Annotated in this window: 24 protein-coding genes, 1 other RNA gene and 2 pseudogenes; 11 read left to right on the forward strand and 16 right to left on the reverse strand. The window is 63.2% G+C overall.

The genetic code is table 11. From position 1 onward, the window contains the following. The first annotated feature begins 78 nt into the window (after window positions 1–78). The 4 genes from ACESWY_RS01145 (at window position 79) to gatB (ending at window position 4,822) form a co-directional block, all read left to right on the forward strand. Window positions 79–996: a class C sortase gene (locus ACESWY_RS01145; protein WP_373092417.1), complete on the forward strand. Its 918-nt coding sequence runs from the start codon at window positions 79–81 to the stop codon at window positions 994–996. Window positions 997–1,320: 324 nt separating this feature from the next. Beyond that, entirely contained in the window at window positions 1,321–1,632 is a 312-nt protein-coding gene (gatC, locus tag ACESWY_RS01150; protein WP_055287082.1) for an Asp-tRNA(Asn)/Glu-tRNA(Gln) amidotransferase subunit GatC, read from the forward strand. Beyond that, entirely contained in the window at window positions 1,632–3,146 is a 1,515-nt protein-coding gene (gene gatA, locus ACESWY_RS01155) for an Asp-tRNA(Asn)/Glu-tRNA(Gln) amidotransferase subunit GatA (protein ID WP_373092419.1), read from the forward strand. The genes gatC and gatA overlap by 1 nt, the downstream gene beginning before the upstream one ends. Then, entirely contained in the window at window positions 3,146–4,822 is a 1,677-nt protein-coding gene (gene gatB, locus ACESWY_RS01160) for an Asp-tRNA(Asn)/Glu-tRNA(Gln) amidotransferase subunit GatB (protein WP_373092629.1), read from the forward strand. The genes gatA and gatB overlap by 1 nt, the downstream gene beginning before the upstream one ends. A 222-nt stretch (window positions 4,823–5,044) precedes the next feature. Here the strand turns inward: gatB and ACESWY_RS01165 are convergent, their stop codons facing one another. Next, window positions 5,045–6,049 carry a helix-turn-helix domain-containing protein gene (locus ACESWY_RS01165; protein WP_373092421.1) on the reverse strand — a complete coding sequence of 335 codons (1,005 nt, stop codon included), beginning with the start codon at window positions 6,047–6,049 and terminating at the stop codon, window positions 5,045–5,047. Between the two features lie 114 nt (window positions 6,050–6,163). On the opposite strand from ACESWY_RS01165, the gene ACESWY_RS01170 reads away from it, so the two are divergent. The 6 genes and pseudogenes from ACESWY_RS01170 to ACESWY_RS01200 all read left to right on the forward strand — a co-directional run bounded on the left by ACESWY_RS01170 (window position 6,164) and on the right by ACESWY_RS01200 (window position 13,280). Further along, window positions 6,164–7,990, forward strand: a complete 1,827-nt coding sequence (locus ACESWY_RS01170; RefSeq protein WP_373092423.1) for an ABC transporter ATP-binding protein — start codon at window positions 6,164–6,166, stop codon at window positions 7,988–7,990. Then, a pseudogene (locus ACESWY_RS10285) lies at window positions 7,991–9,748 on the forward strand (ABC transporter ATP-binding protein). A 187-nt stretch (window positions 9,749–9,935) separates the two neighbouring features. Next, a complete protein-coding gene (locus ACESWY_RS01185) occupies window positions 9,936–10,181 on the forward strand; it encodes a DUF6110 family protein (RefSeq protein ID WP_022094642.1) in 246 nt (81 codons plus the stop codon). Window positions 10,182–10,259: 78 nt separating this feature from the next. Next, window positions 10,260–12,275 (forward strand): heavy metal translocating P-type ATPase, encoded by a 2,016-nt coding sequence (locus ACESWY_RS01190; RefSeq protein ID WP_254668683.1) that lies wholly within the window; start codon window positions 10,260–10,262, stop codon window positions 12,273–12,275. Window positions 12,276–12,414: 139 nt separating this feature from the next. Beyond that, window positions 12,415–12,768, forward strand: a complete 354-nt coding sequence (locus tag ACESWY_RS01195) for a hypothetical protein (RefSeq protein ID WP_138114193.1) — start codon at window positions 12,415–12,417, stop codon at window positions 12,766–12,768. Continuing rightward, entirely contained in the window at window positions 12,765–13,280 is a 516-nt protein-coding gene (locus ACESWY_RS01200; RefSeq protein ID WP_373092431.1) for a type II toxin-antitoxin system VapC family toxin, read from the forward strand. The genes ACESWY_RS01195 and ACESWY_RS01200 overlap by 4 nt, the downstream gene beginning before the upstream one ends. 58 nt (window positions 13,281–13,338) lie before the next feature. On the opposite strand, the gene ACESWY_RS01205 is transcribed toward ACESWY_RS01200, so the two are convergent. Continuing rightward, complete coding sequence (locus ACESWY_RS01205) at window positions 13,339–13,773, reverse strand: hypothetical protein (RefSeq protein WP_195246026.1); 435 nt, start codon at window positions 13,771–13,773, stop codon at window positions 13,339–13,341. Between the two features lie 237 nt (window positions 13,774–14,010). On the opposite strand from ACESWY_RS01205, the gene ssrA reads away from it, so the two are divergent. After that, window positions 14,011–14,374: a transfer-messenger RNA gene (ssrA, locus tag ACESWY_RS01210) on the forward strand. Between the two features lie 105 nt (window positions 14,375–14,479). Here the strand turns inward: ssrA and ACESWY_RS01215 are convergent. The 14 genes and pseudogenes from ACESWY_RS01215 to ACESWY_RS01280 all read right to left on the reverse strand — a co-directional run bounded on the left by ACESWY_RS01215 (window position 14,480) and on the right by ACESWY_RS01280 (window position 26,937). Then, complete coding sequence (locus tag ACESWY_RS01215; RefSeq protein ID WP_117637894.1) at window positions 14,480–14,791, reverse strand: hypothetical protein; 312 nt, start codon at window positions 14,789–14,791, stop codon at window positions 14,480–14,482. 3 nt (window positions 14,792–14,794) lie between these two features. Then, complete coding sequence (locus ACESWY_RS01220; protein WP_373092434.1) at window positions 14,795–15,607, reverse strand: N-acetylmuramoyl-L-alanine amidase; 813 nt, start codon at window positions 15,605–15,607, stop codon at window positions 14,795–14,797. Window positions 15,608–15,610: 3 nt separating this feature from the next. Then, window positions 15,611–15,916 (reverse strand): hypothetical protein, encoded by a 306-nt coding sequence (locus ACESWY_RS01225; RefSeq protein WP_117637892.1) that lies wholly within the window; start codon window positions 15,914–15,916, stop codon window positions 15,611–15,613. A 13-nt stretch (window positions 15,917–15,929) separates the two neighbouring features. Beyond that, window positions 15,930–16,343, reverse strand: coding sequence for a hypothetical protein (locus ACESWY_RS01230; RefSeq protein ID WP_117765361.1), 414 nt, complete (start codon window positions 16,341–16,343; stop codon window positions 15,930–15,932). Window positions 16,344–16,429: 86 nt separating this feature from the next. Further along, complete coding sequence (locus ACESWY_RS01235; RefSeq protein WP_117637890.1) at window positions 16,430–16,675, reverse strand: hypothetical protein; 246 nt, start codon at window positions 16,673–16,675, stop codon at window positions 16,430–16,432. Between the two features lie 18 nt (window positions 16,676–16,693). Further along, window positions 16,694–17,875: an RNA-directed DNA polymerase gene (locus ACESWY_RS01240; RefSeq protein ID WP_373092437.1), complete on the reverse strand. Its 1,182-nt coding sequence runs from the start codon at window positions 17,873–17,875 to the stop codon at window positions 16,694–16,696. A gap of 192 nt (window positions 17,876–18,067) precedes the next feature. Continuing rightward, window positions 18,068–18,208, reverse strand: a pseudogene (locus ACESWY_RS01245) (DUF6273 domain-containing protein); the annotation flags it as partial. Window positions 18,209–18,239: 31 nt separating this feature from the next. Further along, the gene (locus ACESWY_RS01250) at window positions 18,240–18,710 is read right to left on the reverse strand and encodes a hypothetical protein (protein WP_373092439.1); all 471 of its coding nucleotides are present in this window, start codon (window positions 18,708–18,710) and stop codon (window positions 18,240–18,242) included. A gap of 105 nt (window positions 18,711–18,815) precedes the next feature. Continuing rightward, window positions 18,816–19,724, reverse strand: coding sequence for a DUF6273 domain-containing protein (locus ACESWY_RS01255; RefSeq protein WP_373202134.1), 909 nt, complete (start codon window positions 19,722–19,724; stop codon window positions 18,816–18,818). Window positions 19,725–19,736: 12 nt separating this feature from the next. Continuing rightward, the gene (locus tag ACESWY_RS01260; protein ID WP_373092443.1) at window positions 19,737–20,639 is read right to left on the reverse strand and encodes a BppU family phage baseplate upper protein; all 903 of its coding nucleotides are present in this window, start codon (window positions 20,637–20,639) and stop codon (window positions 19,737–19,739) included. A gap of 3 nt (window positions 20,640–20,642) precedes the next feature. Beyond that, entirely contained in the window at window positions 20,643–20,963 is a 321-nt protein-coding gene (locus ACESWY_RS01265; protein ID WP_117637887.1) for a hypothetical protein, read from the reverse strand. A 21-nt stretch (window positions 20,964–20,984) separates the two neighbouring features. Continuing rightward, entirely contained in the window at window positions 20,985–23,537 is a 2,553-nt protein-coding gene (locus tag ACESWY_RS01270) for a phage tail spike protein (RefSeq protein WP_373092446.1), read from the reverse strand. Further along, window positions 23,537–24,250: a distal tail protein Dit gene (locus tag ACESWY_RS01275; RefSeq protein ID WP_117637885.1), complete on the reverse strand. Its 714-nt coding sequence runs from the start codon at window positions 24,248–24,250 to the stop codon at window positions 23,537–23,539. The genes ACESWY_RS01270 and ACESWY_RS01275 overlap by 1 nt, the downstream gene beginning before the upstream one ends. After that, window positions 24,247–26,937, reverse strand: coding sequence for a phage tail tape measure protein (locus ACESWY_RS01280; RefSeq protein ID WP_373092450.1), 2,691 nt, complete (start codon window positions 26,935–26,937; stop codon window positions 24,247–24,249). Before ACESWY_RS01280 ends, ACESWY_RS01275 begins: the two co-directional genes overlap by 4 nt.

A 26,937-nucleotide genomic window follows, 5' to 3' on the forward strand; every position in this document is an offset into this window, starting at 1 on the left:
CTCGCAATTCGGCTATTATTTGTTTAGACAACCTGAGCTGTAGAGGAGTGACCGGCGATGGTGCAGGGCGCCAAACATATGAAGAGCAATAACGCCGCGGACAACGGCGGCTCAAGCCCTCAGCCCAAACCTCAACAAAAGCCCAAGCGCCGTCGCAAGCGGTTGCCGCGCTGGGCCGACCGGCTCATCACCATCGTCATCATCCTTATTGGCGTGGGCCTTATGACCTGGCCGTGGATCTTGGACCGGCTCGAAGCCTCGGGCGTGTTCAACCAGATCAGCACGGTGTCCAGCACCGTGGACGCGCTGTCTGCCGAAGAGCGCGAGCGCATTCTGCTTCAGGCGCGCTCCTTTAACGAGCAGCTGGCGGGCGAGGCCACCGAGCTCCCCGCCGACCAGATCGAGCCCTACGCTCAGCAACTTATCTTTGACCGCGACCCCATGATGAGCTGGGTCGAAATCCCCTCCATCGACGTGAGCATGCCCATCTACCACGGCACGAGTGAGGAAGTCCTTATGGCGGGCGTCGGCCACCTGGAGGGCACGAGCCTGCCAGTGGGCGGCACCTCGACGCATTGCGTGCTCACCGCGCACTCGGGCATGCGCAACTTGAGCATGTTCGACGACATCCATTCGCTGGAGCCCGGCGACCTGGTGCTGCTGCACACCATGAACAAGACGCTCGCCTACAAGATGGTGGACTCCGAGGTGGTGCTGCCCGAGGAGATGGAGTCGCTGACCATCGAGCCCGGAGCGGACAAGGTGACGCTCGTCACCTGCACGCCCTACGGCGTGAACGACCATCGCCTGCTGGTGCACTGCGTGCGCACCAAGTACAGCAAGAAGGACGTCGACAAGCAAAAGTCGCTGGCTGGTCGCCACTGGGGCAAGCGCGAGTTTGCCGTGCTTATCGTGGTCGTTGCCATTGTGCTGTTGCTGCTGGACATCGTGATCCACGCGGTCCGCAAGCGCCGCAAGGCCAAGGCCTCGGCATAAGACATTCTTCAGAACCACCACAAAGGGGACAGGCACCTTTGTGGTGGTCGGGACTTCCAAACCATCACAACATTCGACGAAAATCGCGATTTTGACGAAAAGCGTCGAATGTTGTGATGGTTTTCGCTGTGGGCGGGACGGTCTTCGTTGTGGGCGAGACGGTTTTCGCTATGGACGGTGCGGTTTCGCTGCAGAACCGTCGGCCCGCCGCCTGTCAACCGCCGCCCTCGTTACGTTTTCGCTGCATTTAGGTAAAGCACCTGCTCCAAGCGGCGTTGCCTTGTATACTAGAGCGGTTTATCTGTTATGCGGAAGGGAGCGCCTATGGCACTCAGCGAGAAAGACGTGCGCGGCATCGCCGAGTACGCAAAGATCGCACTGACCGACGACGAGCTCACCCAGATGACGTCCTACCTGAACGACGCCGTCCAGATGCTCGAGCCCGTCTTGCAATATGACTTGCCCGACGTGGAGCCCACGTTCCATCCTATCGGAAGCCTGTCCAACGTGATGGGCGATGACCTGCGCGAGCCCGAGCGCGACCTGCCGCTCGACGTCGCGCTCGAAAACGCCGGCAGCGCGCGCGACCGCTACTTCCGCGTGCCGTCCATTTTGGGAGAGGGGGAGAGCGAGTAATGGCGCAGAGCTTCGATTCCCTTACCGCCGCCCAGATCGCCGCGGGCGTTGCCGCCGGCGACTTTACCGCTACCGAGGTGGCCCAGGCATCCCTTGCCGCCATCGAGGCGCGCGAGGGCGGGGTCCAGGCATTCCTGCAGGTGGCGCCCGAGCTTGCACTCGAGGCCGCCGCGCGCGTGGATGCCGACCGTGCCGCAGGCAAGCCGCTGCCCCCGCTTGCGGGCGTGCCGCTGGCCATTAAGGACAACATGAACCTCGTGGGCACGCGCACCACCTGCGCTTCGCGCATGCTCGAGGACTACCAGAGCGTCTACACCGCCACCTGTGTCCAGCGCATGCTCGATGCCGGCTGCCTGCCCATGGGCAAGGCCAACATGGACGAGTTTGCCTTTGGCAGCTCCACCGAGAGCTCGGCGTTCCACCGCACCAACAACCCCTGGGATACCGAGCGCGTGCCCGGCGGCTCTTCGGGTGGCTCCGCTGCCGCCGTCGCCGCGGGCGAGGTCGCGCTCTCGCTGGGCTCGGATACCGGCGGCTCCATCCGCCAGCCGGCGTCGCTGTGCGGCGTGGTGGGCTTTAAGCCCACGTATGGCGCTGTGAGCCGTTACGGCGTGGTTGCCTTTGGCTCGTCGCTCGACCAAGTGGGCCCCTTTGGCCGCACGGTCGAGGATGTCGCGCTGGCCATGAACGCGCTTACCGGCGCGGGCCACGATCCGTACGACTGCACCAGCCAGGATTGCGCCGTCGACTTTACCGAGCACCTCAACGACAGCATCGAGGGCAAGCGCGTGGGCATCATCCCTGCGTTTATGGAGGCCGAGGGCCTAACGCCCGAGGTCAAGGCCGCTGTTCAGCGCGCCGCGCAGGAGCTGCAGAACCAAGGCGCCGAGCTGGTCGAGGTCGACCTTCCGCACCTGGACGCCGCCATCGCCGCCTACTACGTCATCGGCCCGGCCGAGGCGTTCTCCAACCTGGCCCGCTTCGACGGCATTCGCTACGGCTATCAGGAGGAGGGCTGCGCCAACCTGTCCGACCAGAGCTCGCTGTCGCGCGCTCACGGCTTTGGCGCTGAGGCCAAGCGCCGTCAGATGCTCGGCGCCTACCTGCTGAGCTCGGGCGTGTACGACAAGTACTACTACGCTGCGCAGAAGGCCCGCACGCTCATCACGCAGGACTACGACGCCGCGTATGCCAAGGTGGACACCATCCTCATGCCCGCCTCGCCGCGCACGGCCTTTAAGTTTGGCGAGATCAGCGACCCCACGCAGATGTACCTCTCCGACCTGTACACCATCTCGCTCAACATCTGCGGCAACGGTGGTATCTCGGTGCCGCTGGGCCTGGGCGAGGATACTCAGCTGCCCGTTTCTGCCCAGCTGGTGGGTCCGGCGTTTAAGGACCGTCAGCTGCTCACGTTTGCCCGCGCCCTGGAGCGCGGCTTTGCCGATGCCGCCACGGGTGCGCCCGCGCTTTCCGTCGCGCCCGATTTTGCCGGGAAGGGAGGCGAGCTGTGATGAAGGAGCTTTCCGAGGTTCTGCAGGATTGGGAGGCCGTGATCGGCCTGGAGATCCATACCGAGCTCACCGCACTCGATACCAAGATGTTCTGCAACTGCAAGCTCAGCCACGATGACGAGCCCAACGCCAACGTGTGCCCGGTGTGCCTGGGCCTGCCCGGTGCCCTGCCGGTGCCCAACAAGCGCGCCATCGAGAGCATCGTCAAGGCCGGTCTCGCCACCAGCTGCGAGATCCAGCGCCACTCGATGTTCTACCGCAAGCACTACTTTTATCCCGACATGGCCAAGAACTTCCAGACCACGCAGGGTCCGGTCGCCTTTGCCATGTACGGTCACCTGGATCTTGACGTGACAGGTCGCGGTGCCGCCGAGCGCCCCGACTGCGCGTTTGGTGAGGCCGAGGCGCAGAGTCTGGCGAGCGCCTCGGCCAACGCCGAGGGCCTGTCCACGTCCATGACGTCGACCATGCGCGAGGGCAACCAGCGCGCCGGCCACCTGGCCAGCTACGATGCGTCCAACTTGCAGATGCCTGAGCGTCGCGAGGACGGTTCCTACACGGTGCCCATCCGCATCCTGCGCATTCACATGGAGGAGGACGCCGCCAAGATGGTCCATGTGGGCGGCGCCGAGGGCCGCATTACCGCCGCGGCTGAGTCGCTCGTCGACTACAACCGCTGCGGCACGCCTTTGATTGAGCTCGTGACTGAGCCCGACTTGCGCACGCCCGAGGAGGCTCGCCTGTTTATGGAAAAGCTCCGTCGCATCTTTGTGACGCTGGGCATTTCGGACTGCTCCATGGAGAAGGGCTCCATGCGCTGCGACGGCAACGTGTCGCTGCGCCGCCGCGGCGAGACCAAGCTGGGCACCAAGACCGAGCTCAAGAACCTCAACTCGTTTAAGAGCCTGCACGATGGCCTTGCTTATGAGATCTGCCGTCAGGCAGAGGTGCTCGAGGAGGGCGGCATCATCTATCAGGAGACCCGCCACTGGGAGCCCAGCCGCAAGCGCACCGTGGTCATGCGTGTGAAGGAGACGGCCGACGACTATCGCCTGTTCCCCGATCCCGACCTGGCGCCGTTCGATCTGGACGAAGAGTTCATCGACCGCTGCCGTGACGAGATCCCCGAGCTGCCCGATGCCAAGCGCGCCCGTTTTGAGGCCGACTTTGGCATTAAGGCGGCCGATGCCGAGCAGATCGCCGGCGACCCCGAGTTTGCCGAGTTCTTTGAGGCGGCCGCTGCCGGTATGGCTGGCAAGGAGGCACAGACGGTCGCAAACCTGCTGGTGAACGAGATGATCGCCTACCTTAAGGGTGCGGGTGTCTCGCTGGCCGAGTCCGGCATCGCGCCGGCTCAGGTGGCAGCCCTTGCCAAGCTGCTGGCGACCGATGCCATCAGCTCCAACCAGGCGCACGAGGTCTTTGAGGTTATGGCCCAGACCGGCGACGACCCCAACAAGATCGTCGACGAGCGCGGTATGCGTCAGGTGAGCGATGCCGGCGCGCTGCAGCCGATTGTGGACGAGGTGTTGGCAAACTGTGCCGACCAGGCGCAGCAGTATCGTGACGGCAACCAGAAGGTCATCGGCTTTTTGGTGGGCCAGTGCATGAAGGCGAGCCGCGGCAAGGGCAACCCGAAGCTCTTCAACGAGTTGCTGAGAACGTCGCTCTCGTAAACGGGAACCCGGGAGCCCCGGCAGGGCGGGTGCTTCCTCAAAATTTCGAACAGTCCTGCGCAAGACGAAGGCCACATTAAGTGGCCTTCTTTGCATGCGGAACTCATTTGGAGCAAACACCCCGGCGACTCGGGACTTCCCCGGCCAGACGACTCGGCCGTTCGGGTCAGGTGGGGCTGAATGGAATAGAGTGAATGAGGTCGCCGTTGGCGCCCTCATTCTTTATATATGTTGGGAGCGCCAGGTGGTGGGGGTGGTGCCGGTGTGTTGCTTGAAGGCTTGGGCGAAGGCGGCCTGTTGAGGGTAGCCTAGACGCTCTGCCACCTGCGCTATTGTGAGCGCGCTATCGGCCAAAAGGTCCTGTGCTCGCTCCATACGGCGTCTGCGAATGTAGGCGCCCAGGGACTCGCCAGTTTGGGCCTTAAAGGTGGCGCATAGTTTGGAGCGGCTTGTGTAGAGCCTCTCGGCCACCTCGTTGATACCCACATGTCTGCCTTTGTCGAGCGCGCGCTCAATCATTGCCGTTGCTTCTTCGGCAATGGTTATGCTGACGCGTGTGCCTGCCGCCTGCCGCGCCTGCTTGTGGGCCGCGCACGAACAGGCGAGCTCCGCGACCATGGTCTCCACGATGCCCTGCATATAGACGTGTCCGCCTACGGTGCGGGCGCGGTCCTCGTTAATCCGGCGCAGCGTGTGGCAGATGGCAGACGTCGCTTCCTCGTGCCATGGCTCGGCAAACGCCTCAAAGATTCCCACGAACTCGGTGGGATAGCGGTGTTCCAGTTCGTCAAAATATCCAGGCAAAAAGAGCACCGAGCGCGAGTGATAGAGCTGCCCCGCAAACAGCGGGCTTAACTCCTCGCCACAGTTGTTTTGGATAAAGCTGCAAACGGCATTGTTTGGCCACGGTCCATGCAATGGTTTAAGGTTCGCGGGCGTTATGCCAGCCTCGGGCATGCATGTAAGTGTGGGCGCGCTGACCTCGCTCACACAGGCGTATGGCTCGGGTGTGTATTCGGCCAGGTACATATCGTGCGTCGGGGTTATGAAATGCTCCATGACGATGCAGGTGGGGGAGAGAGGCATGATCCATGCGCGGCCGTGCGCCCGGTCGTTTGCCACCTCGCCGGTAAAGACGGCGCCCTTGCCGGTAAGCTCCAGGCCAAACTGCTCAAATTGCGGTGCGTAGAGCTCGGTTATGTCGGTCGCTGCCCGCCGTATTTGCAAAAGCGTCCCTTTCCTTTGCAGAAACGTCCATGCCTGGCTTAATTGTGAGCCATGGCTAACACATCAATGATAAGTTCATTACGGTTAACTCTCAAGCCGTTAGAAAGGAATCTCATGGCAAAGGGATCAAAAAGGGAAGGCGGCGGTATCGGCGAGCTGCTTGCATATGCCGGCGACCGTAAATTCCTAACGTATTTGGGCATGGCGCTCTCGGCGCTCTCGCAGCTGCTGAGCTTTGGCCCGTACGTGTGCATTTGGCTTGTCGCGCGCGATCTGATCGCCGTGGCACCTAACTGGAGCGAAGCCTGCGACATCGCGACGTATGGCTGGTGGGCCGTGGGGTTTGCGCTGGCAAGCATCGTAGCTTATTTCGTGGGGCTCATGTGCACGCATCTGTCCGCGTTTCGCTGCGCGTCCAATATCCGCAAGACTACGAGCGAGCACCTGCTTAAGCTGCCGCTTGGCTACTTTGACACGCACGCCACCGGTGAGCTGCGCCGTATTGTAGACGGATGCGCCGCCTCCACCGAGACTTTGCTCGCACACATGCTGCCCGATATCGCAGGCGCCACCGCCATGGTCGCAGGCCTGCTCGTGCTGCTTTTCGCGCTCGATTGGCGTTTGGGGGCGGCATGCCTTATCTCGGTCGTCGTTTCGTTTGGCGCCATGGCCACCATGATGAGCGGCAAAGGCGCCGAGTTCATGAAGGCCTACATGGGAGCGCTGGTCAAGATGAACAAGACCGGAACCGAATACGTACGTGGCATCCCCGTGGTCAAGGTGTTTCAGCAGACGGTCTACTCCTTTAAGGCCTTCCACGATGCGATCGCCGAATACGCCGACATGGCACAAAACTATGCGGGCACGTTCTGCCGAGGTCCGCAGGTACTCAACCTTACCGCGCTCAATGGTCTTGTGGCATTCCTATTGCCCATGGCGTTGCTGTTGGCGCCAGGCGAGACGGACTTCGCGCATTTTATGACCAACTTCACGTTTTACGCGATATTTTCGGCCGTGGTACCGACGGCTATGACCAAGCTCATGTTTGTGGGCGAGGCCTCTCAGATGAGTGCCGATTCGCTGGCTCGTATTCGAAGCGTCATGGATTCCAAGCAGCTCTCCGTGCCCGCCCAACCCAAGCACCCTGCCGGCGGCGACGTGCGATTTGAGGACGTGAGCTTTACGTACGAGGGTGCCGAAGCACCCGCCGTTAGCCATGTAAGTTTCAGCGTTCCCGCTGGTGGCACCCTCGCCCTGGTGGGTCCCTCGGGTGGCGGTAAGTCAACCTGCGCAAGCCTGATTCCGCGTTTTTGGGATGTTTCCTCGGGTCGAGTGCTCGTAGGTGGTGTGGACGTTCGCGATATGGATCCGCACGAGCTTATGGACCAGGTCGCCTTCGTGTTCCAGACCAACCAGCTGTTCCGGCAAACACTTGCCGACAACGTACGCGCCTCCAAGCCTACGGCCACTGACGACGAAGTGCGTGCGGCCCTCTCCTCAGCTCAGTGCGACGACATTGTGGCCAAGCTCCCACAGGGCATCAATACCATGCTCGGTGCCGGCGGAGCATATCTTTCGGGCGGCGAGGTCCAGCGCGTGGCCCTCGCCCGCGCGATCCTTAAAGACGCGCCTATCGTGATGCTCGATGAGGCCACGGCGTTTGCCGACCCCGAGAACGAGGCGCTCATCCAGCGCGCCTTTAGCAAGCTGGCGGCGGGTCGCACGGTCATTATGATTGCTCATCGACTCTCGACTGTAGTGGGCGCAGATCAAATCGTGGTGCTCAACCAGGGCAGGGTGCAGGAGTCGGGTACTCATGCCGAGTTGCTGTCCCAAGAGGGTTTGTATGCCAAGATGTGGGCCGAATACGAACAGGCCGCGAGCTGGAAAATCACTGCAGCGACCGCGGATGCCGCCGTCACGAAGGGAGGCGAGGCCTAAATGTTCGCCTCATTCCAAAAGAAGTATTTCCTATCCGATAAAGGCGTCGCCGGCGTAAAGCGCGGCATTTTCTGGACCACGCTCACCAATCTTATTACCATGGCCGGCATGGGCTTTTTATTCCTGGTCATGGCCGGTTTTGTCGAACATCTCGCCACTGGCGCTGACCTGCCGGATGCCCTGCCGATCGTGGGCGGCCTCCTGGTCTTTTTCGTGTTGCTCTTTGCCGCTAACTGGCAACAGTATTACTACACCTACTGCATCTTTTACGAGGAGTGCGGCAAGCAGCGTATGGAGATCGCCGAACGCTTGCGCAAACTGCCGCTGTCGTTTTTCGGTCGTCGTGATCTGGCCGATTTAACCGAGACCATCATGGGCGATGTCCAGACCATGGAACATGCCTACAGCCACGTGTTGGGAGAGCTTTGGGGCGCCATTATCGCAAGCGCTATTGTGTTCGCAGCATCGCTGTTCTTTTGCTGGCAGTTGGCGATCACGGCGTTCTGGAGCGTTCCCGTGGCCTTTGCCGTGCTGTATTTGACGCGCGGCCCCATGGTCCCGGTGTTCGACCGTGTTCGCGCCGAGAAGGTCAAAGTCACCGAGGCGATCCAGGAGACGCTCGATTGTGTGCGCGAGATCCGCGCTACCAACCAGGAGGCCTATTATCTTGAGGGACTCGGTGCCGTGATCGATGACGAGGAGCGCGAGACCACTTAGGGAGAACTCGTTAACGGGCTTTTGGTCAACTCTGCCTTTGTCATTTTGCGTCTGGGGGTCGCTTCCACGCTGGTAACGGGTGCCGCGATGGTTGCCTCGGGGCGGGTCGACTATTTGGTGATGTTTGCCTTCTTGCTTATGGTGAGCCGTATCTATGCGCCCTTTGACCAGGCGTTAATGTTAATGTCCGAGCTGTTTGCCGCCGAGTCGTCTGCCAAGCGCATGCGTTCCATCATGGAAGAGCCTGTGGCGCGGGGCAGCGAGAAATTTGAGCCCGCGGGTCACGATGTGGTGTTCGATCACGTGGCATTTGGCTATGGTGCGGGCGAGGACGGCCGCGCCGGCGAGAAAGTTCTTACCGATGTGAGCTTTACCGCCAAGGAAGGCGAAGTTACGGCGCTGGTCGGTCCTTCGGGTTCCGGTAAGTCTACGGTGAGCCGCCTGGCCGCGCGCTTTTGGGATGCCACTGCGGGCAAGGTTACCGTGGGCGGTGTGGATGTTGCGGGCGTCGATCCCGAGGTACTCCTGCGCGACTACGCTATCGTGTTCCAAGACGTGCTGCTCTTTGACGACACGGTGATGGGAAACATCCGCCTCGGGCGTCGTGATGCCACCGATGAGGAAGTGCTTGCGGCCGCGCGTGCCGCCAACTGCGACGAGTTTGTGTGCCGCATGCCGCAGGGCTACGACACCATGATCGGCGAGAACGGCTCCAAGCTGTCCGGTGGCGAGCGCCAGCGCATCTCCATCGCCCGCGCGCTGCTCAAAGACGCACCCATCGTGCTGTTGGACGAGGCGACGGCAAGCTTGGATGTGGAGAACGAGACCGTGGTACAGCAGGCACTCTCCCGTCTGCTTGCAGGTAAGACGGTTATCGTTATTGCCCACCGTATGCGTACGGTGGAAAATGCCGACAAAATCGTTGTGCTCAAGAATGGAGTGGTTGCCGAACAGGGCACCCCGGCGCAGCTCAAGGCGGCAGGTGGAGAATTCGCCCGCATGGTTGCGCTGCAAAAGGAGGCGGCGGACTGGCAGCTGTAGGAATATGACAAAGGGGCAGTCCCTTTGTCATATTGAGTTCACCCCCATAGTTTCCAAAAAGTTAACCATTGTTGAACTTAATAGTTAGATAAACTAAACTATTTTCCAAAAGTGTGCTCGAGCAAACTTGTTTACTCGGGTGCTGAGGCACCGTGCCGCGTCCAATGCGGCAAAAGGGAGAAACAACATGAAGAAGTCGACGTTCAATACCCTGCTTGTCGGTGGCGGTTTTCTGCTTGGCACGGCCGGCATCAAGCTGCTTACCAGCGCTCCGGTCAAGAATGCCTGCGTGCAGGGCATCGCGTGCGGTATGCGCGTCAAGAACTGCTACCAGGACATGGTCGAGCAGGCCAAGGCCAATGTCGATGACATGGTTGCCGAGGCTGCCTACATCACCCAGAGCGAGGCCGCTGCTGACGAGGCAGCCGAGTAACGCTCCCAGGCACAAGCTATGAGATTCTCGATTATTAGCGAGATCCCCGGCAGGACCCGCCTTCAGTTGGCGGGTCCTGTGCCAGAGAGTGATCTCGATGCGCTTCTTAAGCTCAGCGGCGACATCGACGGCGTGCACAAGGTGCGCGTTTACGGCCGTATTGGCCAGATGGCGCTCGAATATGATGAGCAGTGTCGTGCGGGCGTGCTCGACGCTTTGTGTGCGCTCGATGCCCAGGCCATTGCCGACGCAAAGACGGGTTATGTGATGCAGCTTGAGCCACGCAAGCACAAGCTCGTCATGGATCTTGCCACACTTATCGGCGCCCACTACGCGCGCCGCTGGTTCTTGCCGACGCCTCTGCGTGCGGTGTTTGTCGTGGCCGGTTACATGGCATTTTTGCGCGCTGCCCTTCATGAGCTGGCGCAGCCGCGCCTAACCGTTCCTGTGCTTGACGCTTCGGCCATCGGCATTTCGTTCGTCAAACGTGATGTCGACACCGCGGGCCAGACGATGTTCCTGCTCAACGTGGGTGAGCTGCTCGAGGACTACACCCGCGCCATGAGCGAAAACGAACTCATCAACTCGCTGCTCGATGTGCCCGACAAGGCGCAAAAGGTCGTCGGCGACACCGAGGTAAGCGTTGCCGCCACCGAGCTTGAACCCGGCGATTTGGTCGCCGTGCGCACCGGCATGTCTATCTGTATCGACGGCGTGGTCGAGCAGGGGAGCGCTATGGTCAACCAGGCGACCCTGACCGGCGAACCGCTGGCCGTCGAGCGCAGCGTGGGCGACGACGTGTTCGCCGGCACCGTTGTGGAAGATGGCAGCATCTTGGTGCGTGTGCGCGCCAACACGGCTCAGACCAAGCTCCGCTCGATCGTCTCGCTCGTGCAGACGGCCGACTCGCTCAAGTCCGAGGGTCAGTCGCACATGGAGGACCTCGCCAACAAGATCGTCCCATGGAACTTCCTGCTCGCGGGCCTGGTTGCGCTCACCACGCGCAGCCTCATCAAGACCTCAGCGGCGCTGATGGTCGACTACTCGTGCGCACTCAAACTCACGGGTTCCGTCGCCGTCATGACTGCCATGAGCGATGCTGCCAAGATGGGCGTCATGGTCAAGGGTGCGAAGTACTTTGAGTCGTTTGCCAAGGCCGACACCATTGTGTTTGATAAGACCGGCACGCTCACCGAGGCACAGCCGCGTCTTGCCTGCGTGCTCACCACCGATGGCTGGAGCGAGGATGAGGTCCTGCGCCTTTCCGCTTGCTTGGAGGAGCATTTCCCGCATCCGGTGGCGCGTGCCGTGGTCAACGCCGCCCGCGAGCGCGGGCTCGAGCACCGCGAGCGCCATGCTGCCGTCGAGTACATCGTGGCACACGGCATCGCTTCGTCCATCGAAGGACGTCGCGCGATTATCGGCTCGGCACACTTTGTGTTTGAGGATGAGGGCGCGCAGCTCGAGTCCGACATAAAGGAGCGCATCGAGTCCCAGATGCAGGGCCTGTCGCCGCTGTATCTGGCGGTCGACGGCACCGTTGTGGGCGTGCTCGGTATCGAGGACCCGCTTAAGCCCGGGGTCCGCGAGGCCATCGCCGACTTGCACGCGTTGGGCGTTAAGCACGTGGTCATGCTCACGGGCGACTCGGAGCGCACGGCCGAGCGCATTGCTCGCGAGGCAGGTGTCGACGAGTTTAAGGCCGAGCTGCTGCCCGAGGACAAGTACGCGTATGTGGAGCGCATTAAGGGCGAGGGGCGCCACGTTGCCATGGTGGGCGACGGCGTCAACGACTCACCGGCGCTGGGTCTGGCCGATGTGGGTCTGGCCATGGGCGGTGGAAGCGACATCGCCAAGGAGGTCGCCGATATCATCCTGACCGATACAGATCTGGCCGCAATCGTGCGCCTGCGCCGCATGAGTCAGGGGCTTATCGACCGTCTGTCGAGTTCGTATTCCAAGGTGATGCTCACCAACTCGGCGCTGTTGGCATTGGGTATTACCGGCATGATCACTCCGCAGACGTCGTCACTGCTGCACAACGGCTCAACGATCGCCTACAGCCTGGGCAACGCAAAGGCGTACCTGCGTTAGCGTTTTCGATTGAGTATATGGCCTGCATTCGGGCGGCACCGCAGCCGTCAGGGTGCAGGCCTTCTTTTGTTTGACGATATGTTAGCTCGGATATATGCTCGTGCTAGCAATGCTAGTAAATGCTGAAGGTGAGGTTGAGATGGCTACCGTTGGCAGCATGGCACAGGTGAATGTTCGCGTAGATCGCTCGGTTAAAGAGCGCGCCGAGGAAGCGCTGCGGCTTTCGGGCGTCTCGCTGCCCGAGCTCATCAAAAAGGTCGTGGCCAAGGTCGCGCAGGGTGGCGGGCAGTGCGAGGAAGTGCTTGCGGCCGTCGACGACCGGCAGCAGACCGTCGCGCCCGATACTCCGTTCGCCGCGTCGTGGGCAGCGGCAGACCGGCTTTATGCAGATTTGGGCATCGCTACGTCGCCCGTATCCGACGATCGCGGTTGGGACACAATCTATTCCGAAGCCATGGACGAGCGCTATCGCCAAAAGGGGATGATCCTGTGAGCGGGGCTCCCCTCAAAATAATGGTGGACGCCAACGTATGGGTTGATTCGTTTTGCGTCGACCATGCCGAGTCGTTTGCCGCGCGTGCGTTTATTGGGCAGGCGACGGAGACGGGGGCGTTGCTGTTCTTTCCGGTCCATATCGCCAAGGACGTACTGTACGTTGTCCAACACGAGCTGAAGCGTAGCGTTCTTGCCAGCGGGGGAGCACTCGACGAGGCGTCTGCCCGTGCAATTGGCGATGCGGCGTTGGCGTTTGTTCGGAATATGACCGAAAACGCTACGGCCGTGGGCGCTGATGCATCGGACCTTTGGCTGGCCGACAAATATCTGACGCTCCATCGCGATTACGAGGACAACTTGGTGCTCGCCGCATGCAAACGCGCCCAGGTTGATTACTTGGTGACCAACGATCGCAAACTGCTCGAACATGCCGATCTTGCAGCAAAGACACCTCGTCAAATGATGCCGATTCTTGCTTTGGCCGAACGCAGCGGCGCGGCTATCGGTTGACGCGAACTGTTTGCGGGTCTCTTGGACGACGATGCGCCAAGGGGCCCGCGTCTGCTATTTACAAAAGCTCGGCCTTAATGGTGGGACTTTCTGCGAGCTGCTCGGCTGCCTTTTCGTCGGAATCGTTTAGCGCTGCCAGGCTGCGGTAGACCCACTCGTTGACCTGGGTGTTCTTGACGCCTGCGGTCTGCATAAGGGTGCCTGCCTCGCGGATTGCTGCGAACAGATCGGCTTTGGGACCTGCGAGCTCGACCTCGATGCCGTGGTGGGCGGCCACGCCGCGGTTCTCGCTCACGTGGTCGATAAAGCTCTCGACGGTCTCAAGCTGCTGGGCGAGAGCTGCATTATCGTCGGCGTCCAGCGCAACGAGTGCGTTCGATACCGTGAGGGCGGGATGTCCGCAGGGGACAAAGCCTTCGATGACATCCATAGCTTCGGTAATGGTTGAGCCCAGGCCTGCGAGGGCATTGACGAGTTGCTGCTTGGTATCCATAACGGTCCTTTCGACGGGTCAATTTCGCTTGGCGAAAATATACGTGACGCGATCGGTAGCAAAAGTGCGAAGTGCGGCGCACATTGGGGTCTTCACAGCTCGTGCATAGAACAGCTGTCCGCTTTCAGAACGTGGTAAGATAACACTCCACAAGCGGGGCTCGCCCCGCATGTTCCTTGAAAAGTCGACGGGTGTTGGGCGCTCGTGCCCAATGCCATCCAGACTTTCCCGACATTCGGGGGCGACTGGTTTCGACACGATAGCTCTGAGAGAGGAAGCAAGCCGAGGTCTCCTCGCCTCGTTAAACAGGGGTACCGTCAAATTGAATTGACAACAACTCTTCTTTTGAGCCTATGGCTCTCGCTGCTTAGTTTATAGCGGCGCGTCAACCCGGTGATTTCCCCGACACCGGCGCGACGTCATTTTAGGGGAATGCTCCTGCGCACGTAATCGGTATGGCGCAGGCTAAGACCGAACCGGTTAGGACGCCGCGAGCGTGTCGCTGCGCGCAAAGCGTCCGAGACTAAACCAGCGACTGAGCTTGGAGATGCCAATCAGGGGGCTTTCGTGGACCGGAGTTCGATTCTCCGCGCCTCCACCAACTGTTCAGTAGGCGAACACATACGCGTGTTCGTCGTTAGGCGGGCGTTCGTATTGCTCGTCAGATAGAAAGAAGCCGCTCCATACGGGGCGGCTTCTTTGCGTTCTAGGCCTGCGGCATGATCTCCTGCTCGCCGTCCTCGTCCATGTACGGCATGAGGAACACGCCGCCCTGCTCGGTGGTAAGCAGCAGGTACTCGCGGTTGTGCTCGTCGCACACGATTTCCTGGCCGATGCCCTCGGGCAGGTCGTATATGGGGCCGTCCGTGCGGGCTTGCCTCACGGTCACGTCTTGCGCTCCCATGGCCTGCGACGCGCAGCTGGCGGCGGCCAGGACGATGAACAGCAGGACGACCGCCGCGAGGATGGGGCCGCACCCGCCGTTGCGCTCCTCGTCTGCGGGGCTCGGGTACGGCATGGCCTATCCCACCTTCACCAGATAGTCATCGGCCTCTGGCTTGCCCGTGGCCTTGCCCACGGCGATGTAGCGCGTTGCGCCGCTGTAGCCCGTGTATCGGCCCCACACGTAGCCGTCGGCGATCTTGTACCAGTTATCCAGCGTCACGGTCTCGCCGCTGGAATAGTGCGCCACCTCGGTGCCGCCCAGGCCGGGGGCGTCGCGCACGCGCAGGTAGTCCACAGTGCAGCGGTAGGTGCCGCCGAAGTTCTCGGTCGTTTCCTGCTGCGCAGGCTGCGGCTGCGGGACGGCTGCGGGGGCGCTTCCAGCAGTGATGCCGAAGCATTCCAGGTAGATGCGCGCCAGCTCGTCCAGGTTGCCGTTGAACTTCTCGCGGTCGCCGTCGTTGTCGATGAAGCCGTTCTCGCACAGGCGGTAGTTGATGCCGCGCGCGGCGGCTCGGTTCGGGTTCGCGAGGTCGGAACGGCGCACCAGCTTCTCGGAGCGCCCGGGCATGAACGCCGCCAGCTTGTCGGCCAGCGCATTGTCGTACTCGTCAGGCTCAAAGCCCTCCTTGATGATGACGTGCGCGCCGTGGGCCGTGGCGATGCCGCTGGCGTCCATGTGCAGCTCCACCACTGGCGCGTCGGTGCTCAGGCGGTTAAGCCCGCCGTCGGCGTACCAGTTGCGGGACGTATCGCCCAGCTCGACCTCGGAACCGCCCAGTTCCTTGATTCGCTGGCCCAGGGCGCGAACGCGCTCGGCCTCGGTATAGCCGCCTGCGCAGCAGCCGGGGTCGCCAGCGCCGTGGCCGCAGATGATGAACAGTTTAGCCATTGCCTACTCCTTCCCGCCTACGGTCACGCCCAACAGGGCGTCGAGCCACTTGGATGTGATGCCCACCGACTTGAACAGCGTGTAGGCCGCCTGCACGCCGCCTACCACGGCGAAGGCGCACGTGACCCATGCGCCCGGGTCTGCGGGCACGCCGCCCACGAAGCCGGTCACGACGCCCGCCAGGAGCGAGCAGCCCAGCGCCAGGATGCGCGCGGCCTTGCCGGTCATGGCCTCGGTCTTGATCAACTGCACCGCGAACGGCACGGCGAAAGACAGCACGATGGCTGCGATTGCTTGCATTTCTGTCATTTCGGATTCCTTTCTATCGAGCCGATTCCTTGTAGAGCAGGTCAACGCGGTCGGCGATGTGGTCGACCTTCGCCGCCATACCCTGGCTGCGCGCCTGGCTGTTCGCCAGGTCGGCGTGCAGCACCTCGTTGGAGGTCACGACGGACTCCATGAGCGCCTTCATAGCCTCCATCAGCGCGTTGCTGCGCTCCATCTGCGCGGCGATGCGGCCCTCCATCTGGCTGCGCTCGCGGTCGCGCTGCGCCCGCTCGTTCACCTCGTCCTGCTTTCGCTCTTCGCGCTTGAGGTCGATGTTCGCCTTGCGCTCGTTCTGGGCCTTGAACTCTTCAAGGAACTGCTTGCCGAAGTACAGGACCACTAGGACGAGCAGCGCGCCGAAAAGCGACCCGGGGCCGTACGGCGCGAAGATTTCCAGCACGTCGGTCATTCGTTTTCTCACCTCCTCGAATCGCTGCCGCGATTGTCCGCGAGGTGTCGCCGGGCAAAAGAAAAGCGCCCCCGAAGGGGCGCTCGCTACTCCTGCGGCGCTTCCGGCTGGTCGGGCTCCATGGCTTCCAGCTCGTTGATGCGGTCGCGCCACGTCTGGCGCTGCGAGATGATCTCGGCCACCTCCTTGGCAGCTGCGGCGATGGCCGAGAGCAGGTCGGTGATGGACGATGCGGAGAAGATGCGCTCCACCGCCTTCATGACCTTGTAGTCGCTCTGCTCAAGCTGCTGTTTGTAGCCGTTGATCTCCCCGGCGATTTCCTGTTCCGTCATGGGTCGCTCCTTCCGTTGCTAGGGTAGGGGCATGTTCCCATCCGTGTCGCCTCCAGGTTTGGATTGCATTGAGCAACCCCCCCCCGCGGGATTTCCGAACAGGCTGCGGTACAGCGCGTCCATGGCCCGCACGCTGCGGTGCGCGTCCAGCCGCTTCATGCCTCCGCGCCAGCTCTGGTAGCTCTGCTCCACCTGCTCGGGGGTCATGATGCCATCGGCGACCATGCGGGCCATCTTCTTGAGCTTGCGGCGCTCCCGCGTTATGGAGTCTCGGCACGGCTTCACGACTATGCGGCCCGTCTCCGTGTAGAAGATGCGCTTCTTCAGCCACGTGAACCCGCGCGTGAGCTTCACAACGCGCGTCTTGCGCGGGTTCAGCTCGATGCCCAGCTCGGCGCATTTGCCCTCTATCAGCAGCAGGCACACCTGCAAGTAGTCCTTGGACTCGTGTATCAGGTAGAAGTCATCCATGTAGCGCCCGTAAGACTCGGGGCGCAGCATCTCGGTCACATAGTGGTCGATGCGGTTGGGGTGGGCCACGGCGCATATCTGGTTCGGCTCGCTGCCCAGCCCCAGGCCCACATCGCCCTGCGCGTCTATCAGGCGGTGCTCCAAGGCGACCACGCGCGGATCTAGCAGCGCGGAGGCCACCTGGTCTTTGACGGGTTGGTGCGCTATGCGCGCGAAGTAGTCGGAGAAGTCGCCCAGGAGGATGTAGCCCTCGCGGCCGTGCCGCCTCCAGTGGTCGGCCAGGTGGCGCTTGAGCAGCTTCAGGGCGTAGTCGGTGCCGCGCCCCTTTATGTTCGCGGAGTTGGCGGCTATGAGGGTGGGCACGATCGCGGGCACGAGCGCGTTTTGTGCCAGGGACTTCTGTACCACGCGCTCGGGGAAGTGTACGGCGCTGATATGGCGCAGCTTTCCTCGCTCCCACAGGTCGAACCGTATGAAGCCCCGGCATATGTCGCGCCCCTCCAAAAGGTCGCGGCGGGACAGGACGGCGTTGCGCAGGTAGCTTCTCATGTACCTCTGCGTGGACGACTTCCACATGACGCCCCGCGCGGCCTGCTTCGATGCCTTGCACAGGCTGTTGAGGTCGGCCACGGTATCAAGCGTGCACGCCTTGACGCGCTCGGCCTTGGCCTGCGCGCGCTTCTCCTCGCGGCGCTTGCGGCGCGCCGCCCGCCTTTGCTCGGAGTTCACAGGAGGCACCCCGCGCGGCTTGCAATGTGGCTCTGGAAGCCGCTTGAGGTATGGCCATGAAACGCGGCGAAGCCACGGAGCGCCGCGCCATGCAAGCAGCGTCCGGCCACCCTCGCGGGGTGCGCATTTACGGGCGCATGCCCGACGGTCGCGCCTTCCTTCCTCTTCGCGCTCTGCTTTCGGCCCTGGGGCCTACTCGGTCTGGCAATAAGGGAATCCGGGGCGGGGGCGAACCCAGACGTTCGTCGCCGAGTTGTAGTTGGCATTGCCGTTGTTGTTGACATAGCACACGTAGGACGCGGAGCCCGACGCAACGGAACGCAGCCACCAATTGTACCGATAAACAAGGCGCGACCGCCGCCCATTATAGCGAACGCAGGCGCTCTAGCTCGGCCTCGGCCTCGGCTATGCGCTCCTCGGTGGACTTCTTGCCCGTCACGCGCACGTTCTTGCGCGCGCCCTTCAGCAGCTTGATCTCCTCCTCGACCATGGCCGCCAGCTCTTCGAAGCGGTTGGCGTTCACGGGCAGGCCGATATCCATGAGGCACTGCATGTCCAGCATCAGCTGCTCGCAGTCAGCTATGGCCAGCGTCAGGTAGCGTTTCCTCTCCAGCGCGTTGAACGAGGTGTTGGGGTAGAAGCAGTCGGCGCGGTTGACGTTGTACACGATGCTGCGCGCCGTCTCCACGGTCGGCACCGCGTTCAGCAGACGGTAGGCCTTCGGAACCACGGAGGAGGACGCCATCAGCTTGTTGACCTCCACGCGGATGGCGATGGCCTGCGTGAAGAACTTGTACTCGGACACCTCGCGGTTGCGCTGGTAGACGCCGCTCATGGCACCTCCCGGAAATAGTGGCGAAAAAAACGGCCCGCTGCGCGGGCAGGGATGCGACCGCGCAAGGCGGTCGCATCGAAAGAGAAGTATAGAGCACTCGGCTGGCTAGCCGACGAGGAAGCCGGGGCGGGGGCGAACCCAGACGAGCGCCGCCGAGGCGTAGTTGGCATAGCCGCTGTAGCCGACATAGCACACGCAGGACGCGGAGCCCGACGCAACGGAACGCAGCCACCACGCGTACCGAATTCCGTTCAAGCGGTGCGCGGTATCGCGGAACAGGTCGAACTGGCAGTCGAAGCCCACGCTGTAGCCCTTGGTGCCCCACACCGGGCAGCCGTACACCTCCATCTCGGAGGGCGACCACACCTTGCCGATGTCCTGCCAGCTCCACGAGTTGGAGTCGTTGAGCGCGCCGCTGGCGCTGTACCGCTCCTCAAGCAGCACGCGCTGGGTAAGCAGGTACTTGGTCAGTCCCTCGGGCAGGCACGCCTCGAAGGCCGTCTCCCACGCCTTGAGGTTGCTGTTGAGGTAGGGGCATTTCTGGTCGGCGGTGCCCTGGTTCGTGTTGGTGGTGTTCCACATCAGGAAGCTGTCGTTTGCCGCGCCGGTCACGGTCTTGGCTACGGGCACGGGAGCGGACGCCACGAACGCGATATGGTGCCCCTTGCTGTTGTCGCCGCAGTAAAGGTACGGGTCGATGTGGGCAAGCAGGAACCGCACAGATTGCTGTGTGGTGACGGCGGATGCGCTCACAAGCGGCACGTCCAGGTAGTCGCCCACGCGCAGGCCCGCGAAGTTGCCGTTGGCGGCTCGCTTGTGCAGCGCGTCGTACACGCTGCCGCTGCCGATCTCTCCCGCCAGGATGGTGGCGATGTTCTGCCCGCCGTACTTGCCGATTTGGCCCTGGCGGTTGTACTCGGCGTTGTTGAGCGCCGTCTGCGCGTTGCTGCGCGCGGTATCGTCGATGACCTCGTAGCCGATGCCGCCCACCGACAGGGTTTTCGCTTGTGCCATTTCGTTGCCTTTCTACTTGAGGTTGAGGGTTGTGCCGGACGCCGTGCAGGTGCTCCCGAACGTGATGGTGCTGCCAGATGCACTGGCCTTGGAGGCGGGGCAGTACACGGTGCCGTCGTCGTAGATGAACGCGTCCGTGGCGTCGGCCAGCTTGCCGTACAGGTCGGCTATCTGCTGCTTCTGCTTGGCCATGTCCGAGCTGCCCGCGCTGCCCTGCGCCACGCTGTTGGCTATCTGCAGGGCGATGTTTGCCGCCGCGTCGGCGTTCGAGGCCGCGCCGTTTGCCGCAGCCGTGGCGGTTTGCGAGGCCGTCTTCAGCTGCGACGCCTCGGTCACGCGGTCGCTTTCCGCCGTGGCTCGCTTCTTCTCGGCCTCTGCGCGCTTGGTTTCGGCGGTCTGGCGTGCCTTCTCGTTCGTGGCGCGCTGGTTTTCCGCGCTCGCGCGGGAGGCCTCGGCCTTCTGCATCTGCGCGTTCAGCGCGCTCACGTCGGCTAGCTGCCCTTCGAGGTTCGCGATGATCGCCTCCACCGCATCGACGTACGGGCCGGATATCTCGCCCGACGCGCTCGCCGAGGGCAGCACGTTCACCAGGACGTTCTCGGTGGTGGCGTCCAGCCCTGCCGCGTTCCGCACGCGCACGTAGCACACCTTGAGCAGCCCGGCCACGCCGAAGACGGCGGGGTCGACCGTTACGGTGGCCACGTTGTCGCTGATGCCAGTGAACTGCTGCTCCACGTAGGTGTGGTCGGGCTTCGCAGCCATGAGGTGCACCTTGCAGCCCGTCAGGGCCGCCTTCTTGTCGCCGTCGTAGATGGCGGCCTTCAGGACCTCGGCGCTGTCGCCCTGGTGCACGGTGATGACGGGCGGCGCTATGTTGGTCTTCTTGAGGTTGAGCGTAAGCTCGTGCGTTGCCATGCCTCATTCCTTTCCTTCGGCCGCAAGTGTCCGCGATATGTCGCCGGGCTGCGCTCTGTGGACCCCGCATATCTCCTCGTCGGTGAGCGCCGAGAAGTCCACGGCGTTGGCCTCGCCGCCTTCCGCGTCCATGACGGCCACTGGGCTGGACACGAGCGTGAAGCCGCCCTTGCCGTCGAACTCGAACACGTCTTCCGATTCCACGATGGCCCGCGCCGTGGCCGGGTCGCTGATGCACTCGAACACCGGAAGCGCCTCGGGCGGCTTCGGCGCGCCGTCGAGCGCCTGCGGCGCTTCGGGCTGCTGCACAAGGTGGTAGAACATTCCGTTTCCTCTCTCGCTGGTCTAGTTTCCCGTGATGCTGCTCATGCCGGTGATGATTCCGTTCACCACGTTGATGGTGCCCCACGTCCATTTGTTGCCGTTGTTGGTGATGCACCCGATGAACTGCGTGGAGCCCGTGTACCCGTAGGTGCCGCCGCTGCTCGGACTGGTTCCTATGGCGAACTTCGGGGCGAGTATCCTGGCGGTGCCCGACGACCCAATGTCTGCGCGGCTGCTATCCAGGTACACGTAGTTGCTGGAGTTCTCCTGCAGCCTCACGTACGCCGAGCCGCCCGCGCTGCTGTTGCCGCTCCTCATGTACAGCTGCTCGTCGGGATGGCTCATATAGCCTGCGTAGTATGGTGTCGTCAGCCACGTCTGGCGGTAGTAGCGGTTGACTGCCAGGAAGCCGTAGCCGCAGGTGGATATGCCCACGCCATCGGTCGAGCTCGCCGTGTGGCTGTCCTTCGCGTGGACGGCCTCGACGGTGCAGTACTCGGTCGAGCCGTTCACGAACGACGCTCCCGGGTGGTTGTTCGTCGTCGTGCCGGTGGTGATGTAGTTGGTGGACGACGTGCCGACCATGTTGCAGCGGAACATGGAGGTGCTGCCCACCAGCACGGTGCCCGCGATGATGGAACCGTTCTTGTCGTATATCTGGAAGCCGTTGGTGGCGTTGATGTAGACCTTGTTGCCGTTGCTGTCGGTCATGAAGATGGAGCCGTCGCGCAGGTAGAAGGCCCCGCTGTCGAGGTCCCAGTAGGAGTTCCCGCCCTTGATGCGGCCAGTGGTCAGCTCGTCGGCGGTCACGCCGTCGCCGGTTATGGCCGTGCGCCACTTCCACGCGCCGCTGGAGTACTTGGAGTTGGCCACGCCGATGATTCCGCCGCCTATCTTGACGCACTTGGTGGCGCTCTCGGGCTTCTTGTCGTACACCAGGATGCCCTGGCCGGGCTCCTCGTACACCCAGCCGCCCGTGGTGTTTATCTCGCTGTTGAGCATTTCCACGATCTTCTTGCGGATATCCGTCGGCAGCTGGTCGAGCTGGTTCTGCAGGCCCTCAACCTCGCCCTCGGCGCTCGTCAGGCGTTCGTCCAGCGAGTTGGTGACGCCTTCCAGGTACTCCTTGTTGGCCTCGTCTATCTTCTTGAGCACGCTCTCGCTCTGCTCCACCGTGGTGTCAGTGTAGAGCTTGAGCACCTCCTCAAGGGACAGGTTGCCGTCGTCGGAATACTTCTTGAGGGCTTCCTCTAGGGTGGTGTCCCCGTTGTCGGCGTACTCCTTGAGCGCCTTGTCTAGTGCATCCTTCACCTCGTCGGTGTAGTCCTTGGCCGCGCCGCCTACCTCCTTGGTGTACGCCTTCTGGCGCTCCTCGGAGGCCGCCAGGCTCTCGCCCCATTTGCCGGTCGATGCCTTGTTCGACGCGTTCACGGCGTCGGCCACGGTGGCGCGGATGCTCGAAGCCGTGCTCTTTGCGCTGGACTTCTGGGCGGCCATCAGCTCGGCCACGGTCTGGTAGTTGCCGAACGTGTAGGTGACCTCGCCGGGGCGCAGCTGGTCCTCCACCACCTTGGTGATGCGTGTGCGCACGCGCAGCGGCGGGTCGTACACCTTGTCCACCACGGTCACCAGGTCGCCCTCGTCCGCGCCCTCGAAGCCCTCGCCGGCGCGCGCAAGCGCCGTGGCGTCCACGGTGTAGGACACGGTGGGCACGCACGACTTCGCCAGCTGCGCCTCGGTGAGCTTCTTCAGCTCGTCGGCGTCCTCGCAGTCGGAGAACTCCACGTCGCCGAACACGTGCGCCTTGCCGCCCTTGCCGTCGGGCCGTCCCCAGCGCGCCAGCGCGTCGGCCGACCCCACCCAGTTCTGCCCGCCGTTCACGTCGCCGAAGGTCAGCTTGCGATCGTAGCCGCCCGTCAGGTTGCCGTCCTCGTCGGCGGCCTGCAGGGACTTGCCGTAGCCGTACAGGGCGGTACACACGTTGCCCTCGTCCACGCTGCGCTTGACGCTCACGAGGTCCTTGGCGTAGGTGAACCGCTTGCCGTTGTCCTCGCCGACCTGCTTGGCCATGCACACGCGGCGTGCGGTCACCTTGGTGCCGCTCACCTGGATTTCGAACGACAGCTCGCCGCCCCAAGTGTCTGCCACGTCGTGGATGGCCGCCCATGCGTTGGTGTGGTAGAAGTTCGTGCCGGCCTGCCCGAGGTCGGCCACGGTTCCGACCTGCCAGCGCGAGGAGGACAGCGCCGAGGCCAGCGCGGCGTAGGCGCTCACGTCGTAGGGGCGCTTGTCCTCCAGGTAGTCGCCCAGGAGCTCGATTTGCGCCGAGGTCGGGCAGTAGTACGTGTAGAGGATGCCCGCGCTTGCGCGCTCCTCTTCCACGCCGTCCACGATGTTCTCGTGCCAGCGGCCCTTGAGGTCGCGCCACACCAGGCGGTCGCCCTTGTCCAGGCGCGCCAGCGTTGTGATGCTCAGGGCGTTCTCGCCGTTGACCTCGCGCGTGTCCTCGCACTCGAACAGCGTCTTGATGGGTCCCTTGTACGCCTCCCAGCGGTCGCATGCCCACAGAATCATCAGCCCACGTACCTTTCCGTCCACTGTACCGTCGCGGTGCCGCTGGACAGCTTGAGGCTGTTGGCCCCCGGCTCCAGCGGGAAGAAGTCACTCTCGAAGGTCACGGGCGCGGGGCTGCCGTCCACCGTGGCCTGCGGGGCGGCCATGTCGATGACCACCGCGCTCGATGCCGTCACCGCCTTGTCGATCTGCACGAACTCGCCCGTGCCCATGTTCGTCAGCCGCAGCGCCGACGTGCTGCCGCCGGGCCTGACGGTCACGGTGGGGTAGGTGCGGAACGTCCCGCCCACCTGCACGCCCGAGGTGCCCGACACGGTTGCGCGCCCCTCGGCCCCGTAGGCCACGGGGTCGTATGCCGTGAACGTCAGCGTGGCCTCGCCGGTGTGCCACAACGTGTCGAGCGCGCCCGGCGAGGTCAGCACGGCCATGTAGCGCAGGCCCAGGTGCCTCTCGTCGTCCAGCCACAGCTCGGCCTCCTTGAGGCACAGCAGGCGCGAGGCCATGAGGCGGCGAAGGGCCGCCATGTCGTCGGCGGGGCGTGCCCTCCAGGCCGCCGCCACGTCTATCGTCAGGGGTTTCAGCTCTGCGCGCATGAAGCGCGAGCCGGGCTGCCCGGGCACGTCGCGCGTGGCGATTTCGTACTCGGGCAGCAGCGAGCGGGTCACGAGCCGGGTGTCGAACCACGGCGCGAAGTCGAAGCCGTTGTATATCATGCGAAGCACTCCTGCCGTTTGATTTCCTTGGCTATCTGGCGGGAGATTTTCTCGATGTCGGCCTCCTCCCGCACGGTCGCGTACAGGTTGATTGTTACGTTCGTGTCGCCATGGGCCGCGCCGCCCTTGCCGTCGAGCAGCTTGGCGATGCCCTCGGCCAGCGGGCGCGCGCCGCGCTCGTTGAACGGCACCACGCCCTCGGGGCCCGCCTCGCCGACGCCGATGACGCTGGGGCCGTTGAACACGCCGCCCTTGGCGTACCAGTCGATGCCGAAATGCGGCACGCTCGGCGGGACGATGCTGAAGCTGCCGGAGATGGACAGGTGCGGCAGCTTCAGGTGGGGCAGCGACCACGAGAAGTTGAAGAACCCCTTGATGGAGTCGATGACGTTGCGCACGGTGTCGCGGGCGTTCTGTATCGGCGTCTCGATGGCGCTCTTGATGGAGTTCCACACGCTGCTCGCGGTGTCCTTGGCGGCGTTAAACACACTGGAGATCGTGTCGCGGATGCCGTTCACGATGCTGGATATGGTGGAGCTGATGCCGCCCCACACGCTCGACGCCGTGCTGCTCACGGCCCCCCATATGGAGTCCCACACCGCCTGAATTGCCGACAGCACCGCCGATATGGTGGAGCTGATGGCATTGATGGCCGCGCCTATCGCCGAGCTGATGGCATCCCATATGCTGGAGGCGGTGGAGCTCACCGCGCCCCACACCGTGTCCCACACGCCCTGGATGACCAAAAGGGCTGCGCCTATCACGTCGCTAACGTACTGGATGTATGCGCTCACCGCGCCGTAGATGGCCTCCCATATGGCGCTGGCGGTGCCGCTGATGCCTTCCCACGTCGCGCCCCACCATTCGGAGAGCGCCGTCACTACGTCGGTGATGACCTGGCTCACCGCGTCGATGTAGCTTCCCACCGCGCTGCAGATTGCGTTCCATGCCGCCGTCAGCTGCCCGCCGAAGTTCTCCCAGATGAAGTTCCAGGGTATGAGCAGCGTCTCGATGGCCAGGTTCAGAATCTCGCCCAGCAGCATCACGGCGACCTGCACCACGTTGCAGATGCCGTCCCAGATGGACGAGGCGGTGCCGGCCAGGCCTTGGAAGAACCCGGCTATGGCGTCGATGGCCCCCTGCACCGTGGAGCAGATGCCGTCCCACACGCCGCCCAGCGTCTCGCCGAGCTGCGAGAAGAACTCGCCGACGCTTTGGGCCACGTCGCCCGCCACCTGGGTGGCCACCTCGAACGCGGCGCACACGGCATCCCACACGGCGGTCACCGCGTCGCGGAACTCCTCGCAGTTGTTCCACAGCAGCACCACGGCGGCGATGATGGCCGCTATGGCCGCTACCACGGGGTGCGCGGCTATGAGCCCTAGCGCGCCGGTGCCCAGCTTGCCGACCACCTGGAAGGCCGCTCCGATTTTCGGCACGGTGTCCACGACGGTGCCGACCGTCGACAGCACGGGGCCTATGGCGGCCGCTATCGTGGCGATCGCCAGCACGGCGGTCTGGCCGCCCTCGCCGATGCCGGCGAACCACTCGGAGAACGACTTGACGACACCCGCCACGTTGGTGGCGATGTTGAGCAGTGGCTCGCCAAGCGGCTCGATGGAGCCCTGCAGCTCGCGCATGGCCTCCTGCGATTTCACGGCGAAGCTGTCGGAGGCGGCCTCCTGGGCCTGCTGCGCAGCGCCCGCCACGTCGCCGAAGCTGTCCTGCACGCCCGCCAGGGACTCGATCATGCCCATGGCGTTGTCCTCGCCGAGCGAGGACCACAGGGTGGAGGCCAACGCGGCCTTGTCGTACTCGTTGGGCATCTGCGTCAGGTCGCCCAGCACCGCCTGCAGCATGTCCTCGGCGGTGGCGCTGCCGTTCTTGAAGTTCTCGAAGACCTCCTGCGTGCCCTCGCTGAACGAGCCGATGGATTCCTCCATGCGGCCGTCGGACAGCGCCGTCAGGAACTCGTTGAGGTAGTCGCCCACCTTGTCCAGGTTGTACGCGCCGTTGGACGTGCCCGCTTCGAGCAGCGAGAAGTACTCGCTGGCGCTCATTCCCGCCTCGCCCCATCGCACGGAGTATTCGCTCAGGTTGTCGCCCAGCTCGTCGGTGTAGTTCAGGCCGCGCTGCATGCCCGCCGTCAGCAGGTCGCTGGCCTCGGTGGCGGACAGCCCGAAGCCCTCCATGAGGGCGTTGGTGCCGCGTATGGACTCGTTCACGTCTGCGCCGAAGGTGTCCGACAGCATGAGTGCGTTGGTGGTGACGGTCTGCAGGTCCTCGTCGGACACGTCGCGAAGGGTGGACTTGCACTGGATCAGCGCATCGTTGACCTCGTCCAGGGACTGGCCCCAGCCACCCTCGTATATGCGCTTGCCTATGCTGCTGAAACGCTCGGCCTCCTCGCCGGACACGCCGAACGCGGCGGCTATGCGGGCGTTGGCCTGCTCGTAGTCGCTGGCCACGCCGAATACGGCCTTGCCGGCGGCCACCACGGGCGCGGTCAGCGTCACCGTGGCGGCCGTGCCGGCCTTCTTGAACGAGGACGACAGCTTCGCGGCCTTCTCGTCGCCCTCGGTTATGTTCTTCCAGGAGATGCCCTGGAGGTCGCGCTCCAGGGCCTTGATGTTCTTGGATACGTCAACGGTGTCGAGCACCGCTTTGATGATGACGTTGCCGTCCAT

The sequence above is a fragment of the Collinsella aerofaciens ATCC 25986 genome (genome assembly GCF_964237925.1).
Taxonomy (GTDB): domain Bacteria; phylum Actinomycetota; class Coriobacteriia; order Coriobacteriales; family Coriobacteriaceae; genus Collinsella; species Collinsella aerofaciens_BJ.